The 15,335-nt window shown below is 64.7% G+C and carries 12 protein-coding genes; 6 read left to right on the top strand and 6 right to left on the bottom strand.

The window, feature by feature from the left end; genetic code table 11:
* Positions 1-32: 32 nt before the first annotated feature.
* The 3 genes from HLH27_RS05745 to thpR form a co-directional block, all read right to left on the bottom strand.
* Positions 33-1,430: a c-type cytochrome gene (locus HLH27_RS05745; RefSeq protein ID WP_182948568.1), complete on the bottom strand. Its 1,398-nt coding sequence runs from the start codon at positions 1,428-1,430 to the stop codon at positions 33-35.
* A gap of 57 nt (positions 1,431-1,487) precedes the next feature.
* A complete protein-coding gene (locus HLH27_RS05740) occupies positions 1,488-3,695 on the bottom strand; it encodes a PQQ-dependent dehydrogenase, methanol/ethanol family (protein WP_182948566.1) in 2,208 nt (735 codons plus the stop codon).
* A 361-nt stretch (positions 3,696-4,056) separates the two neighbouring features.
* Entirely contained in the window at positions 4,057-4,596 is a 540-nt protein-coding gene (gene thpR / locus HLH27_RS05735) for an RNA 2',3'-cyclic phosphodiesterase (RefSeq protein ID WP_182948564.1), read from the bottom strand.
* Positions 4,597-4,784: 188 nt separating this feature from the next.
* On the opposite strand from thpR, the gene HLH27_RS05730 reads away from it, so the two are divergent.
* The 5 genes from HLH27_RS05730 to cyoD all read left to right on the top strand — a co-directional run bounded on the left by HLH27_RS05730 (position 4,785) and on the right by cyoD (position 10,090).
* On the top strand, positions 4,785-5,564 hold the full coding sequence (locus HLH27_RS05730) for a Bax inhibitor-1/YccA family protein (protein ID WP_182948562.1): 780 nt from the start codon (positions 4,785-4,787) through the stop codon (positions 5,562-5,564).
* Between the two features lie 659 nt (positions 5,565-6,223).
* A complete protein-coding gene (cyoA, locus tag HLH27_RS05725) occupies positions 6,224-7,147 on the top strand; it encodes a ubiquinol oxidase subunit II (protein WP_182948560.1) in 924 nt (307 codons plus the stop codon).
* Positions 7,148-7,152: 5 nt separating this feature from the next.
* The gene (gene cyoB, locus HLH27_RS05720; protein WP_182948558.1) at positions 7,153-9,147 is read left to right on the top strand and encodes a cytochrome o ubiquinol oxidase subunit I; all 1,995 of its coding nucleotides are present in this window, start codon (positions 7,153-7,155) and stop codon (positions 9,145-9,147) included.
* Positions 9,147-9,752, top strand: a complete 606-nt coding sequence (cyoC, locus tag HLH27_RS05715; RefSeq protein ID WP_182948557.1) for a cytochrome o ubiquinol oxidase subunit III — start codon at positions 9,147-9,149, stop codon at positions 9,750-9,752. The genes cyoB and cyoC overlap by 1 nt, the downstream gene beginning before the upstream one ends.
* Positions 9,752-10,090 carry a cytochrome o ubiquinol oxidase subunit IV gene (cyoD, locus tag HLH27_RS05710; RefSeq protein ID WP_182948555.1) on the top strand — a complete coding sequence of 113 codons (339 nt, stop codon included), beginning with the start codon at positions 9,752-9,754 and terminating at the stop codon, positions 10,088-10,090. The genes cyoC and cyoD overlap by 1 nt, the downstream gene beginning before the upstream one ends.
* Positions 10,091-10,225: 135 nt before the next feature.
* On the opposite strand, the gene fdxA is transcribed toward cyoD, so the two are convergent.
* From fdxA to HLH27_RS05695, 3 genes are all read right to left on the bottom strand, one after another.
* On the bottom strand, positions 10,226-10,558 hold the full coding sequence (gene fdxA / locus HLH27_RS05705) for a ferredoxin FdxA (protein WP_012225727.1): 333 nt from the start codon (positions 10,556-10,558) through the stop codon (positions 10,226-10,228).
* A 176-nt stretch (positions 10,559-10,734) separates the two neighbouring features.
* On the bottom strand, positions 10,735-11,064 hold the full coding sequence (locus tag HLH27_RS05700; protein WP_182948553.1) for an RNA-binding S4 domain-containing protein: 330 nt from the start codon (positions 11,062-11,064) through the stop codon (positions 10,735-10,737).
* Positions 11,061-13,706, bottom strand: coding sequence for a helicase-related protein (locus HLH27_RS05695; protein WP_182948551.1), 2,646 nt, complete (start codon positions 13,704-13,706; stop codon positions 11,061-11,063). The genes HLH27_RS05700 and HLH27_RS05695 overlap by 4 nt, the downstream gene beginning before the upstream one ends.
* 133 nt (positions 13,707-13,839) lie before the next feature.
* Here HLH27_RS05695 and HLH27_RS05690 point away from each other — a divergent pair, with 133 nt between their 5' ends.
* Complete coding sequence (locus HLH27_RS05690) at positions 13,840-15,264, top strand: leucyl aminopeptidase family protein (RefSeq protein ID WP_182948550.1); 1,425 nt, start codon at positions 13,840-13,842, stop codon at positions 15,262-15,264.
* The last annotated feature ends 71 nt before the right edge of the window (positions 15,265-15,335 follow it).

Genomic DNA, 15,335 nt, shown 5'->3' with positions numbered 1-15,335 from the left:
GCGGCTGCATGGAAACCTGGCTGGCCGGGCGATTACTGCGCCTGGTCCACCCCGGCATGGGTCTGCGGTGCGAAGGTCCAGCCCGCGCCGTAGGGCTGCGGGTGTAGCAGCGGCCAGCCGCTGGTCGGCGCGCCGAAGCCGCCGCCGGCAACCGGGGCACCGGTGTCGCGCAGCTTGGCGACATCGGCCGCCGTCACGTTCGCCGACGCATGGTTGCCCCAGCCGGTACGGATGAAGTTGACCACGTCCGCGATCTGCTGGGCCGACAGGGTCTTGCCATAGCCCGGCATGGCCACGGCCGAAGGCGCCCAGTTGGTCGGCGGCAGCACGCCGCCATGGACGACCACGTTGACCAGCGAGGTCGGGTTTTCCGTCACCACGACCGGGTTGCCGGCCAGCGGCGGGAACATGCGGGCCACGCCGCCGCCGTCATTGCGATGGCAGATGGCGCATTCACGCAGATAGACGTCGGCACCCGGCGACGACGCGGTCTTGCCCGCGTTCAGCATGTCGGCGGTCGAGGCCTCGTACGTGTAGCTGCCCTGGGCCGGGGGAACCGGCGGCAGGCTCTTCAGGTACTTGGCCATCGCGCGCAGGTCGTCGTCGGTGAAATACTGGGTGCTCCAGCCCACCACGTCGGCCATGCCGCCGAACACGGCGGAATGATCGATACGACCTGTCTTGAGGAAGTAGTACAGGTCGTCCTCGGACCAGCTGCCGATGCCGACCACCGGGTCGTTACGCAGGCTCGGGGCCACCCAGTTGTCGATCGGGGCACCGCCGGCCAGGAAGACCGCGCCGCCGGTGGCGTCGAGGGCCTTTTCCTGCATCGCGAAGCCGCGCGGCGTATGGCAGGCGCCGCAATGGCCCGGACCGGTGACCAGATATTCACCGCGCGCCACCACCGGATCGGTGCCGGCAGCCGGCTTGAACTCGGCAGGGGCCGGGGCGAAGAGGGTGCGCCAGATGGCCAGCGGCCAGCGCATGGACATCGGCCACGAGATCTCGTTGGCCTTGTTGGGCTGCGCCACCGGCTTCACGCCATGCATGAAATATGCATAGAGCGCGCGCATGTCGTCCTGCGTCATGCGCGAGAAGGCCGGGTAGGGCATGGCCGGATACAGGGTCGAGCCGTCCTTGCGGATGCCGTGGCGCACCGCCTGGTCGAATTCCTCGAAACTGTAGCCGCCGATTCCGTTGGAATCGGGTGTGATGTTGGTCGAGTAGATCGTCCCGATCGGGCTCTTGATCTCCAGACCACCGGCGTAGGCCTGCCCGTGCAGGGCAGTGTGGCAGGCCACGCAGTCACCCAGGCGGGCGACATACGCACCCTTGTCGATCAGCGCCTGATCCGGCGCCTGAGCCATTGCGGCCGTGGCAAGGAGGCTGAACGCCGCCGTGCCGATCGCAACCTTAAGCCTGTTGAGCATTCTGTTCACCATGCGTCGCGTTGATGCAAAAAAAACGGAAGATCGAGCGGAAGGGTCTCATTGAGCGGGAATGCCTTCCGCGTTCTTCCGGGCATCAACCTCCCTCTGGTAGGTTTCGTTGGCGCGCTTCAGCAGGAACTGCCGGATGTCCTCGATCTGCTCATGCGACATCGAGGAATCGAAGCGGTCCATGCCGTAGGCCGTCAGCGCGCCGCGGCCGACCACGTTGTAGAATGCATCCTGGTGGCGGATCGCGCCGGACCAGCGCAGATCGGGCAGGACGCCGCCGGCTTCGCCATTGTCGCCATGGCAGGCCGCGCAATAGGTCTGGAATTCGAAATAGCCGTTATCGGTCCGCTTTTCGTCGAATTCGGCGGGCGGCTTGACCGGCAGGTAGCCCTTGTCGTTCTGCGGCGGCAGCTTGGCGTTGCCGTCCAGCGAGAAGGCGACGACGCGGGAGTGGTTGACCGTCCAGCCGCTGGTGCGCGCGATGCCGCCCAGGAAGAACGGATAGATGCCGCCCCAGCCCACTTCGACCGCGACATACTGCTTGCCGTTCGCCAGGTAGGTCACCGGCGGGGCGATGATGCCGCTCTGGGCCGCGAAGCTGAACAGGTCGTTGCCGTTGGTGGCGTCGTAGGCGTGGAATTCGCCGTTCGCCAGGCCCTGGAACAGAAGGTCGCCGCCGGTGGCCACGATGCCGCCGTTCCACGGGCCCTTGTGATCGACGCGGAAGGCTTCCTGCTGCTTGATCGGGTCCCAGGCCACGATCCAGCCCTTCAGGTCCTTGATGAACGCGTCCTTGGCGTCCTGCTTGTCCGGAAGGCCGACCTTGTTCATGTCCAGGCCGAGATTCCAGCTGTCCGGATGCGCCTTGAAGCCGCCGACCTGGTTGGAATACAGGAACGGAACCTGCTGGGCCGGGATGTAGACCAGGCCGGTGCGGGGGCTGAAGGCCATCGCCGCGAAATTGTGGCCGCCCAGGTCGCCCGGGATGCCGTACCAGTCCTTGCCCGTCATCGTGTAGAGCGCTTCGGGGTTATAGAGCGGACGGCCGGTCTTGGGATCCAGGCCGCTGGCCCAGTTCACGTAGACATAGTTCTTGCCCGACAGGAACTCGCCGGTCTTCGCGTCGATGACGTAGAAGAAGCCGTTCTTGGGCGCGTGGACGATGACGTGCCGCATCTGGCCGTTGATCGGCAGGTCGAGCGTCATGATCTGCTGGACCGAGGTGAAGTCCCACTGGTCCATCGGCGTTTCCTGGAAGTGCCAGACATATTCGCCGGTGTCGGGCTTGATCGCGACGATGCTGCCCAGGAAGAAATTGTCGCCCTTGCCTTCGGAGCGGAACTTGTAGTTCCACGGCGAGCCGTTGCCCACGCCCAGATAGACCAGGTCGGTCACGGGATCGTAGACGATCGAATCCCACACGGTGCCGCCGCCGCCCTGCTTGGTCCAGGCGCCCGTCGGACTCCAGGTCTGGTAGGCCTTGTTCATCAGCACGCTGTCCGAGGCCGCGTTGTCGGGCTTGTTCTCGGGGTTCGGCACCGTGAAGAAGCGCCAGTCCAGCTTGCCCGTCTCGGCGTCGAAGGCGGAGACGAAGCCGCGCGCGCCGAATTCGGAGCCGCCATTGCCGATGATCACCCGGCCGCGGGCGATGCGCGGCGCGCCGTCGACCGTGTAGGAACGCTGGTTGCCGAGCGCGCCGCCGGTGGGGATGGTGTTGACGCTCCAGACCAGCTTGCCGGTCTTGGCGTCCAGCGCGATCAGGCGGCCGTCGAACGTGCCGAAATAGACCTTGCCGTTCCAGTATGCCGCGCCGCGGTTGACGGTGTCGCAGCAGCCCTTGTCGGCGATGTTGCCGGGCACGCGCGGGTCGTAGGCCCACAGCAGCTTGCCGGTGGCCGCATCGAGGGCCTTCATCTTGCTCCAGTTCGTCGTGGCGTACATGACGCCGTTGACGACCAGCGGCGTGCCTTCCTGGCCGCGATTGGTATCCAGATCGTAATACCAGGCCAGCTTGAGGTTGCCGACATTGGAGCGGTTGATCTGGTCGAGCGGGCTGTAGCGCTGCTCGGAATACGTGCGGCCGTATGTCATCCAGTCGCCCGGATGGTCATCGGCATGGATGATCGCCTCTCCCGTATCGCCTGAACCTGGGTCAGCCGCAACGGCGGCGTAGCCGCACAGAGTGACGGCGCATATCGTTCCGGCGGCAAGCGTTCCTCGCAGAGAACGTCCTTTCCGGAAAGCAGCTCGCATCATGTCCGATGTCCTCGTGACAATAAAAAAATAATCCCGACAGCCCCGGTCCCGGACCGGGAAGAATCAGGCCCAATGCGACCATACTGACGCTGCAAATCCAGTCTTCTGACGATTTTGTGTTCGCTGGATTAAGGAGCCGGACCAGCAGGGGGCCATCGATGCTCGTGGAACCCGCCATGCAACAGCATGATATGTCTCATTATATTGATTTCGCGTCTTTTTCCGGAACGCAGATCAGGTATGCGTGATGAATGCCCGGCCCGTGGGCGAAACATTAATATGCATTAATATAATTAAATATATTCATTATATGGATCAACGGCGTTCATAGTTTTGTGAATGAACACGATTCGGAATCCGGTCATCCGTCCAGATCGTACTCGGCCAGGCTTTCGTAGACCGGTTGGTCGGGACCGCGATGGGATCGGAAGAGGGTCAGGCGCGGGACCGCGACCGCCGGCAGGGGCAGGGCGGACCAGCGGGCCAGCCAGGGGGCCAGCAGGTCGGGCGACGGCGCGGCGATCGTGCCGATCGTGACATGGGGGACGAAGCGCCTGCGTTCGATCGCCAGGCCAGCGGCGCGGCGCATGGCGGTGTCCACCTTGCGGTGCAGGTGCAGCAGCGCGGGGCTGCGCGCGATCCCGATCCACAGGGTCTGCCGGCCGTCCTGCTCGAAGATGCCGGGTGCTTCGGGCTGGAGGAGAACGGCCGGGGCGCGGAGCGCCGACAGGGCGATGTCGATATCCTCCAGCCGGTCGCGGCCGGTGACGTCGCCCAGAAAGCGAAGCGTGACGTGATAGGTGGCGGGATCGGCCCAGCGCACGCCGGCCAGGCTGCCGCGCATGGCCCCGATTGCGTCGCGGAGCGGGGATGCGACATCGAGGGCGATGAAGAGTCTCACTGTCGTGCCTCGCGCATGGAAGGTTTTCGCGATGTCGTCCGTTGCCTTATAATATACCGGTCGCGGTGGGGCGGCCCTTTTATGGAAAAGTCATCCGGAAGCGAGACGATTTTCCTTGAAATGTCGCCGGCGCCTCCCACATCACAGCTATGTTGCGTCCGGAATTGCCCGGACAAAGGAAGGATGTCATGGCTTTCAGCCCGGATTTTCGAACAATGTCCCGACCCGCAGGCACCGGGGTCGGCGCTGGAGCCATCGACCAGGGGCTGCGGGCCTATATGCTCCGGGTCTATAACTGGATGGCGTCGGGGCTGGTGCTGACGGGGGTGGTGGCCTACCTGGTTGCCAATACCAGCCTGCGCGCCGCGTTCTTCGCCGCCGTGATGACGCCCAATGGCGTGGCCGTGCGGCCGACCGGACTGGGCATGCTGGCGATGATCGCGCCGCTGGGCTTCGTGCTGGTCATGTCGCTGGGCGTGAACCGTCTTTCGCGCCAGGCGGTGCAGATGCTGTTCTGGCTGTTCTGCTGCGTCATGGGCGCCAGCCTGTCCAGCATCCTGCTGACCTTCACCGGCGTTTCGGTCGTGCGCGTGTTCTTCGTCACCGCCGGCACGTTCTCGGCCATGTCGATCTGGGGATATGTGACCCGTACCGACCTGACGCGCTTCGGCTCATTCCTTATCATGGGCCTGTTCGGGCTGGTGATCGCGGGGCTGGTGAACATGTTCCTGCACAGCTCCATGCTCTATATGCTGTACAGCGTCGTGGGCGTGTTCATCTTCATCGGCCTGACCGCGTTCGACACGCAGCGGATCAAGATGACCTATCAGCAGGTTGCCTATTATGACGGGCCGGACGGCGCGGCCAAGCGGGCGGTCTACGACGCGCTGGCGCTGTACCTGAACTTCATCAACCTGTTCCAGTTCCTGCTGCAGTTCATGGGTGTGCGCAGCAACCAGGATAACTGAAGGCGCTCGAATCGCCTTTGCGTGCCATGGTGCCTGAACCGGGCCCCGCCTTGCGGCGGGGCCTTTTTTCATGCGCCGCTGCCGGGCGCCGAAAAATCGGGCGATGCTGGCGAATGACGTGGAAATCCGGCCAAAATAAGACTTATTCTTCCATGGAAAGAGTGCGATGACGCGGATGTGATGTCAGGCATACCGCGTTAAAGTATTGAAATAGAACGAATTAGTTCCCCTGAATTGTCCCCTGTGAAATAATCGGAAACATTATGTGAAGGCTTGCTTGTAGGGTCCTTCCAGTCGGATAAGGCGGTAAGAGAACTATGAACGAAAGGATAGCTGCGCAGACAGGACGCTCGAGGCACGCGGCGGCACGTGAGGCCCAGTCCGGCTCGGCGGGATGGAAAAGATGCTTGACCATTCCGATCCTTGATCAAGATCAAGGCCAAAAGGCCGGCGGATACTCATGACGGGATCGATCCGGCGAAGGCCTCCTATTCCAAGAGGGAGGTAGACGGCGGTTTGATATCAACGGATGTAACATACGGCGAGAGACCCGCACCGGGATTCGCGGCAGACGTGAGACATGGCCGTTGTTGCTTTGGGGGCCCGTGAACGAAGCGCGCATATGAGCAAGGGTGATGTCGAAACCAACGAGGCGTGAGATGAAGAAAAAAATCTTGCCAAGATTATCGAGTTTATTGTGTTTGTCCTCAGCGTTCCTCTTGGCGGGATGTGACTGGGCACTGCTCGATCCGAAGGGTACCATCGGTGCCCAGGAGAAGAGCCTGATCCTGACCTCGACCTATGCGATGCTGCTTGTGGTCATACCGGTCATCGTTCTGACGCTGCTGTTCGCGTGGCAGTATCGCCATTCGAACACGAGTGCCGAATACCTGCCGAAATGGTCGCACTCGAACAAGATCGAAGTGGTGATCTGGGTGGTTCCGTCCCTGATCATTCTCTTCCTGGCAGTCCTGACCTACCAGACCTGTCATTCGCTCGACCCGTACCGTCCGCTCGAGGAAGAAGCCAGCGTGAAGCCGATTCACGTCGAGGTCGTCGCGCTGGACTGGAAGTGGCTGTTCATCTACCCCGACGAGGGGATTGCCACGGTCAACCAGCTGGCCTTTCCGGTGAATACGCCGGTCGACTTCCGGATCACGTCCGACGCGGTGATGAACTCGTTCTTCATTCCGCAGCTTGGCTCGCAGATCTATGCCATGGCCGGCATGCAGACGCAGCTGCATCTGGTGGCCAACACGGCCGGCAATTATCTGGGCGAGTCCGCGAACTTCAGCGGTCGCGGCTTCTCCGACATGCGCTTCCGCGCGCTGGCGCTGAGCAACGACGACTACACCGCCTGGGTGCAGAAGGTGAAGGCGGCGTCCGAGCAGCTCGACAATTCGAACTATCCCAAGCTGGCCGCGCCCAGCGAGGCGAACCCGGTCGAGTATTTCTCGCATGCCGAACCCGGTCTCTTCGACCAGATCGTGGCCAAGTACAACAATGGCATGGTCATGGATAAGAGCACGGGCAAGATGTTGCATGTGCAGTCCGCAATGTCCGACATGAATATGAAGGAATAGGACCGATGTTAGGAAAATTAAGCTGGTCGGATATTCCGATCGATGTGCCTATCCTTGTCGGCACCTTTGCCGGTGCGGCGATCGCCGGCCTGGCGGTGCTGGGGCTCATCACCTATTACGGCAAGTGGGGCTATCTCTGGAAAGAGTGGTTCACTTCGGTAGACCACAAGCGCCTGGGCGTGATGTATATCGTCCTGGCCCTGGTCGCCCTGTTCCGTGGCTTCGCGGACGCCATCATGATGCGCTCGCAGCTCGCGCTGGCCTATGCCGGCAATCCGGGCTACCTGCCGCCGCATCACTACGACCAGATCTTCTCGGCCCACGGCACCATCATGATCTTCTTCATGGCGATGGCGTTCATGACCGGGCTGATGAACGTGATCGTGCCGCTGCAGATCGGCGCGCGCGACGTGGCCTTCCCCTTCCTGAACTCGCTCAGCTTCTGGATGACGACGATCAGCTTCGTGCTGATCAACATCTCGCTGTTCATCGGTGAGTTCTCGCAGTGCGGCTGGCTGGCGTATCCGCCCCTGTCCGAGCAGCAGTTCAGCCCCGGTGTCGGTGTCGACTACTATATCTGGGCAGTCCAGCTTTCGGGTGTCGGCACGCTGCTGACCGGCGTGAACTTCTTCACCACCATCGTGAAGATGCGCGCGCCCGGCATGACGTTCATGAAGATGCCGGTGTTCACCTGGACCATCTTCTGCACGAGCGTGCTGATCATGCTGTCCTTCCCGATCCTGACCGTGGCCCTGGGCCTGCTGGGCTTGGACCGTTACCTCGGCATGCACTTCTTCACCAATGACGGCGGCGGCAACCAGATGCTGTACCTGAGCGTCATCTGGGGCTGGGGACATCCGGAGGTCTACATCCTGGTTCTGCCCGCCTTCGGTGCGTTCTCGGAAATCACGCAGACCTTCTCGCGCAAGCCGCTGTTCGGCTACAACACCATGGTCTATGCGACCTGCTCGATCATGGTCCTGTCGATGGTCGTGTGGCTGCACCATTTCTTCACCATGGGTGCGGGTGCCAACGTCAACACGTTCTTCGGCATCATGACGATGATCATCGCCATTCCGACCGGCGTGAAGATCTTCAACTGGCTGTTCACCATGTATAAGGGCCGCGTCGAGTTCCACGCGACCATGTACTGGGTGATCGGCTTCATGATCACCTTTACCATCGGTGGCATGACCGGCGTCATGCTGGCCATCCCGGCCGCCGACTTCGTCCTGCACAACTCGCTGTTCGTTATCGCCCACTTCCACAACGTCATCATCGGCGGCGTGTATTTCGGCTATGTCGCGGCGATGAACTTCTGGTTCCCCAAGGCTTTCGGCTTCAAGCTGAACGAGGCGTGGGGTAAGCGGGCGTTCTGGCTGTGGTTCGTCGGCTTCTACTTCGCGTTCATGCCGCTCTATGTCCTGGGCTTCGAGGGCATGACCCGTCGCATGAACCATTACGACAACCCGGAATGGTATCCGTGGCTGCTGGTCGCCGAAGCCGGCGCCGTGATGATCGCCCTGGGCATCGTCTGCCAGCTGACGCAGATCTATGTCTCGATCCGCGACCGTAACCTGGCCGAGAACCGCGACCTGACGGGCGATCCGTGGAACGCGCGCACGCTGGAATGGTCGACCTCGTCGCCCCCGCCGTTCTACAACTTCGCGGTTGTTCCGGTGGTGCATGACCTGGATGCGTTCGCCCACGACAAGGAGGCCGGCATCGATACCCGTGCCGCCGGTTCGACCTATCAGCCGATCCATATGCCGAAGAACACGGCCGCGGGCTTCTTCGTCGGCATGTTCAGCCTGATCCTCGGTTTCGCCGCTGTGTGGTGGATCTGGTGGCTGGCGGCCGTCGGCCTGATCGGTGTCATCGCGACCGTGATCGCGCGGAGCAGCAACAACGATGTCGACTACTATGTGCCGGCGTCCGAGGTTGCCCGTATCGAGAACGAGCATACCCGTAACCTTCTGGCGGCACAGGCGGCGGAATAATGGCGCACGATATCACTGCTGATGCGGCCCACGCCCACGAGGAACACCACGAATCTCCCGTGGTGTTCGGGTTCTGGCTGTATCTGATGACCGACTGCATCATCTTCGGAACGCTGTTCGCGGTGTTCGCTGTGATGCGCAACCAGTTTGCCGGTGGTCCCACCGGCAAGGACGTCTTCGAACTGAACGGGGTCGGGATCGAGACAGCCTTGCTGCTGCTCAGCTCGATCACCTACGGTTTCGGCATGATCAGCGCGCACCAGAACAAGCTGGGCGCGCTGCGGGGCTGGCTTGGGGTGACGTTCATCCTGGGCCTGGGCTTCCTGTTCATGGAGCTCCGTGAGTTCTCGCACATGATTGCGGAAGGCAATGGACCGGATCGCAGCGCGTTCCTGTCCGCCTTTTTCACCCTGGTCGGGACCCACGGTCTGCACGTGACCTGCGGCCTGCTGTGGATGGCGGTCCTGATCGTCCAGACGGGTGGAAAGACCGTCCTGTCCGAGCGCATGACGAACAAGCTGACCTGCCTCAGCCTGTTCTGGCACTTCCTGGACATCGTCTGGATCTGTGTCTTCACCTTTGTCTATCTGATGAGTGTGATCTGATGGCTGACGCGCATGCGCATACGGACCATTCGGGAGCGAGCCACGGAAGCGTAGGGTCTTACCTTACCGGGTTCGTCATCTCTGTCCTGCTGACGGTTGCCGCCTTCGGCATCGTGATGGCTCACAGCTTCTCGCCCTCCGGGACGATTGCTGCCATTGCGATCCTGGCCGCGGTGCAGATCGTGGTTCATCTGGTGTTCTTCCTCCACATGAACACGTCTTCCGAGCAGCGCTGGAATGTGATGGCATTCGTCTTCACCGTCCTGACGGTCTTCATCCTGATCGTCGGCACGCTGTTCATCATGCACGACACCTCGATCAACATGATGTCGCGCTGATATCCGCCTAACCGGGTGCCGCAAGGCTCCCGGACCGGATGGATGCCAGACATGAAAAAGGCCGGTGAGGGAAACCTCACCGGCCTTTTTCATGTCCGTGTCGAAGCGGCGGGGACGCCGCTTCGACCAGGGGGATCAGTCCTTGTGCGGCTCGGGCGACAGCAGGTCCTTCTTGCCGGGCTTGTCCTTCCATTCCTCGGCATCGGCGGGGGCTGTGCCCTTGCGGGTGATGTTGGGCCATTTCGCGGAGTAGCTGGCATTGATCTCGGCCCATGCGGCAGCGCGGTCGTCGCTGTCGGGGACGATGGCCTCGGCCGGGCATTCCGGCTCGCACACGCCGCAATCGATGCACTCGTCGGGGTTGATGACCAGGAAGTTCTCGCCGGCGTAGAAGCAATCGACCGGGCACACCTCGACACAGTCCATGAACTTGCAGCGGATGCAGTTTTCGGTGACCACGTAGGTCATCGTTCATCTCCGATTATCTGTAGCTGCGATAACGTCGCGATCGACGACATCATCAGCCTTGGGCCTGCGAGGTGCCGCCAACGGGAGCCTCGCCTATGATGGGCGCTGGTATGAAAGTCTTTTGAAGCCATGGCAAGTCAAAGACGCCATGCTGCCTTGTCGGGACGCGACCGGGATCATTCCACGGAGGACAGGGCCCGTTCGGGCACGATCTCGTAGAGCAGGCGTGCGGCGGCCGCCGGCCCGCGCCGCTGCGCCAGCGCCACGATCCGCAGCACCATCACGCCGTCGTCGGACGGCGAGGGCAGGGTCAGGACGTCGCCCGGGCGCACCAGCGCATGGGCCTTTTCCGTACGCTGCCGGTTGATCCGCACCAGGCCGGCCTGGGCCATGCGGGCGCAATCGGGCCGGTGGCGGGCAAAGCGCGCGCACCACAGCCAGATATCGAGCCGCTGGGTCGCCGGCTGGGTCGCGGCGGGATCGGGCGCCGAGCGGTCGCGGCTCATCGGCGCGGGTATTTCAGCACGGCCAGCGCCGCGAACGGGCCGTCCGGGACGGGATAGGGCCTGGGGGTGGCGATGGGCCGCGCGGGGGCAGGGGGCTGGCCCTTGGCCGGCCTGGCGCGGTGGATCGGGGCCTCGTGCGGTGGGGGCGGATTCCGTCGCTTCTGGCGGCGCCGGGCATCCTGCGTCACCGCCAGCATCGCCGGTGCGGCCGGGCCGTATTCGCTGGCCCCCAGCGGGCGCGCGGCGCGGACGGGGATATCCAGGGCCTTCAGGATCGCCGCCACCATTTCCGGCCGGACGCCCAGGCGCGACGGCAGGCCGTCGGGCAGGGGGACCGGGCCGTTGCGGGCCCGCCAGCGCAGTTCGCCCGAGAGTTTCTCGGCAATGTCCAGACGCAGGCGCACCGGGCCGGCGGCGATCCAGCCCAGTTGCGCCAGGATGGCGTCATGCGGGCCGTCGGCCGGGACCGAGACCGCGCCGGCCGGCGGCAGGTCGGGCAGCTTGCGCCCGGCGCGGGCGGCCAGCAGGATCGCGCGTAGGTGCATGGCATGAGGGCGCAGCAGCGAGGGCATCAGCACCGCATGCCGCCCGATGCGCACGCCCAGCGCCTTGAGGCGGGTGCGCAGGGCAGGGGGCATGGATAGGCTGTCGGCCACCACGCCGCCCTGTTCCTCCAGCCGGTGCAGCAGGCCGCGCAGCGTCGGGTCGGCTTCCACGGCGGCGCGGGCGGCGAACAGGGGGGCCATTGCCTCGTGCACCTGCCGGTCCAGCCATTGGGCCAGGTGGGCGCGGATGCGTTCCTTCTGCGCGCCGTCGAGGAAGGAATTGTCCAGCACGTCGATCCGTGGCCGCAGCAGGTGGTCGCCGCCGCGCAGGCGGGCGATGGTGCCGCCGTCCCATTCCACGAACCGCCCGTCGGCCGAGAAGGCGAAGGCATCGTCGGGGGCCTGGGTGAGGGTCTGGACCCGGCGGGGGATCTCGGTCCGCAGGGCGCGGCGGGCGGCGCGCAGCAGCAGGCGCTGGTCGGGCAGGGCGCCGGTGGAATCCGCCACCAGGTCCAGGCCCGCCACCCGGCCCACCGGATGGCCTTCCACCACCACCTCGCCCTGGGCGGTGACGGCGGACAGCAGGTCTTCCTCGGCCGATTCATCGAGCCGGCGGATCAGGGAGGCGGCGCGACGATCGACGAAGCGGGCAGTCAGGCGTTCGTGCAGGGCGTCGGACAACTGGTCCTCGACCGCGCGGGTGCGGTCCTGCCACTGGGTGGCGTTGCGTACCCAATCGCGCCGGGCGGCGATATAGGCGCAGACGCGGATGCCCGAGAGCCGGTGCATCAGGGAATCGATATCGCCGTCGGTGCGGGTGAAGCCCGCGATCTGTGCGTCCATCCAGGATTCGGGGACATGCCCGTCGCGCATCACATGGGTGAAGATGCGGGCGCAGAGCCTGGTATGGCTTTCGTCGCCCAGCTTGCGGAAATCGGGGATCTGGCAGGCCTCCCACAACAGCCGGGTGGCGCGGGAGGAGCGGACGAGGGCGCGGATCTCGGGCACCGCCGCCAGGCTGCCGAGGGTCAGGACATCGGTGGCCTCGTTGCCGGCGGTCAGCCCCACCATGGGCGGGGCGCGGTTGAGGCTGGCCAGTAGGGCCTCGGGGCCGGAGAAATCGAGGTCGCTGTTGCGCCAGAACAGGCGCTCGATCGGGTCGAAACGGTGGGTTTCGACGGCTTCGACCACTTCCTCGGGCAGGGGCGGGCAGGTGCCGGCGGTGCCGAACGTGCCGTCGCGCATGCCCCGGCCGGCCCGGCCGGCGATCTGGGCGATTTCGGCGGGGTGGAGGCGCCGGGCCCGCATGCCGTCGAACTTGGACAGGCCGGCGAAGGCGACATGGTTGACGTCCATGTTCAGGCCCATGCCGATGGCGTCGGTGGCGACCAGGTAATCGACCTCGCGTTCCTGATACAGCGCCACCTGTGCGTTGCGCGTGCGCGGGGAGAGCTGGCCCATGACGACGGCGCAGCCGCCGCGCCGGCGGCGGATCAACTCGGCGATCGCATAGACCTCGGTCGCCGAGAAGGCGACGATGGCGGAACGGGGGGGCAGGCGCGTGAGCTTGCAGGCGCCGAGATGGGTGAGGCTGGAGAGGCGCGGCCTGGTGTCGATCTCGATCCCCGGGACCAGGCGGCGCAGCAGCGGGCGGATCGTCTCCGCGCCCAGGAACATGGTTTCCACCATGCCGCGCGCGTGCAGCAGCCGGTCGGTGAAGATATGGCCCCGGTCGGGATCGGCGCAGAGCTGGATTTCGTCGACCGCGACGAATTCCGCGCGCTGGTCCAGCGGCATGGCCTCGACGGTGCAGGAAAACCAGCGGGCGTTGGGCGGGACGATCTTTTCCTCGCCCGTGATCAGGGCGACGGCGCCGGCGCCCTTGGCGGCGACCATGCGCTCGTAATTCTCGCGGGCCAGCAGGCGGAGGGGAAAGCCGATGATGCCGCTGGAATGGGCCAGCAGGCGCTCCAGGGCCAAGTGCGTCTTGCCTGTGTTGGTCGGACCGAGGACGGCCCTGATTCGCCTGGCATGCGCAGGGTGGAAAGCGTGTCGCGCGGCACTGGGGGACCCGGCCCCCGGGGATGCACCCATCATGGTGCCATGCTCAGATGACATCGGATGGATTGCAAGCAAAACCCGCGTCAGGATCGTAGAATACATGCGCGACCGGTTGCGTTGGCCGCCCGCAGGACGCACGCTGGCGCTGTTCGGATCGCGGAGGTCGCTGATGTCCATGGAAGAATTCCCCTGCCTGTTGCCGTCCACGCGGGGGCGACGCAGCGGCGTGCGCGTGATCCATGCGATCACCGAGGCCGATCTGGCGACCCTGGCGGAACGAGTCGGTGAATCCGGCGCCGTGTTCCTGCGCGAGTCGGGTTTTCGGGGCTTGGCCGGGGAGCTGGGGCTGGTGCCGGGCAAGGACGGCGTGGCGGCGGCGGTGCTGGGCGTGCGCGCGGGGGCGGACCCGTTCCAGTTCGGGACCCTGGCCGCCGGCCTGCCGCCCGGTGCGTGGAAGATCGCGCTGCCCGAGGGCATTGCCCCCGACATCGCGGTCCTGGGCTTCTGCCTGGGGGCCTATCGCATGCCTGCCTTCGGCCGGGCCGCGCCGGCGGAGCGGGACATCGCGCGCCTGGTCGTGCCCGCCGGCGGTGCCGCCGGGGCGGAGGTCGCGCACGCGATCCGGCTGGGGCGGGACCTGATCAACGCGCCCCCCAACCTGATGGGGCCGGCCGAACTGGCCGATGCCGCCCTGACCCTGCTGGAGCCGCTGGGCGCACGGGTGGAGGTCGTGAAGGGACGGAAGCTGGCGCGGGCCTATCCCACCGTCGCGCATGTCGGTGTCGGGTCGGCGCGTGCGCCCAAGGTGGTGGTGGCCCGGTGGGAGGGGAGCCGGGCCGGGGCGAAGGCCCCGCTGCTGTCGCTGGTGGGCAAGGGCGTGTGCTTCGATACCGGCGGCTACGACATCAAGCCGGCGGCCGGGATGCTGCGCATGAAGAAGGACATGGGCGGCGCCGCCGTGATGCTGGCCCTGGCCCGGCTGGTGATGACGCGGGACCTGCCCATCCGCCTGGAACTGCGGCTGGGATGTGTCGAGAACAGTATCTCGGGCACCGCGATGCGGCCCTCGGACGTGGTGGTCACGCGGTCGGGCCAGACGGTGGAGATCGGCAATACCGATGCCGAGGGCCGGCTGGTGCTGTGCGACCTGCTGACCGAGGCGGGCGAGGCGAATCCGGACCTGCTGATCGATGCGGCCACGCTGACCGGCGCTGCCCGGGTGGCGCTGGGGCCGGACCTGCCGGCCCTGTTCAGCAATGACGACCGGGTGGCGCAGGCGATCCTGGAGGCCGGGGACGGGTGTGCCGACCCGCTGTGGCGGCTGCCGCTGTGGGACGATTATGCCTCGTGGCTGCGGAGTCCGGTGGCCGACATGAACAATGTGTCGGCAAAACCCATGGCCGGATCGCTGACTGCGGCGCTGTTTTTAAAAAAATTCATCAAAACAGGCGTGCGCTGGGCACATATCGATCTGTATGCATGGAACGATCATTACCGTTCCGGACGGCCGGAAGGGGGGGAAATCCCGGTTTTGCGTGCATTGTACGCAGCTTTGTTGCCGATCCTTCATGCAAGGGACAGCTCGCAATCGTGAAATAATGACAAGGATCGAACTATCCTGGTTTCTCGGGCTTATATCTGCCGCATTCTGAAACTATATACGTT

Source organism: Gluconacetobacter takamatsuzukensis (genome assembly GCF_014174275.1).
In the GTDB taxonomy this organism is placed as follows: Bacteria; Pseudomonadota; Alphaproteobacteria; order Acetobacterales; family Acetobacteraceae; genus Gluconacetobacter; species Gluconacetobacter takamatsuzukensis.
The sequence above is the reverse complement of the archived record's forward strand: the minus strand, read 5'-3'. Positions and strand labels throughout refer to the sequence as shown.

What these genes read in the sequence shown, in the direction of transcription:
- HLH27_RS05745 (WP_182948568.1), bottom strand. Translation starts at nt 1,430, where the DNA reads ATGCTCAACAGGCTTAAGGTTGCGATCGGCACGGCGGCGTTCAGCCTC.
- HLH27_RS05740 (WP_182948566.1), bottom strand. Translation starts at nt 3,695, where the DNA reads ATGATGCGAGCTGCTTTCCGGAAAGGACGTTCTCTGCGAGGAACGCTT.
- HLH27_RS05730 (WP_182948562.1), top strand. Translation starts at nt 4,785, where the DNA reads ATGGCTTTCAGCCCGGATTTTCGAACAATGTCCCGACCCGCAGGCACC.
- cyoA (WP_182948560.1), top strand. Translation starts at nt 6,224, where the DNA reads ATGAAGAAAAAAATCTTGCCAAGATTATCGAGTTTATTGTGTTTGTCC.
- cyoB (WP_182948558.1), top strand. Translation starts at nt 7,153, where the DNA reads ATGTTAGGAAAATTAAGCTGGTCGGATATTCCGATCGATGTGCCTATC.
- cyoC (WP_182948557.1), top strand. Translation starts at nt 9,147, where the DNA reads ATGGCGCACGATATCACTGCTGATGCGGCCCACGCCCACGAGGAACAC.
- cyoD (WP_182948555.1), top strand. Translation starts at nt 9,752, where the DNA reads ATGGCTGACGCGCATGCGCATACGGACCATTCGGGAGCGAGCCACGGA.
- fdxA (WP_012225727.1), bottom strand. Translation starts at nt 10,558, where the DNA reads ATGACCTACGTGGTCACCGAAAACTGCATCCGCTGCAAGTTCATGGAC.
- HLH27_RS05700 (WP_182948553.1), bottom strand. Translation starts at nt 11,064, where the DNA reads ATGAGCCGCGACCGCTCGGCGCCCGATCCCGCCGCGACCCAGCCGGCG.
- HLH27_RS05695 (WP_182948551.1), bottom strand. Translation starts at nt 13,706, where the DNA reads ATGATGGGTGCATCCCCGGGGGCCGGGTCCCCCAGTGCCGCGCGACAC.
- HLH27_RS05690 (WP_182948550.1), top strand. Translation starts at nt 13,840, where the DNA reads ATGTCCATGGAAGAATTCCCCTGCCTGTTGCCGTCCACGCGGGGGCGA.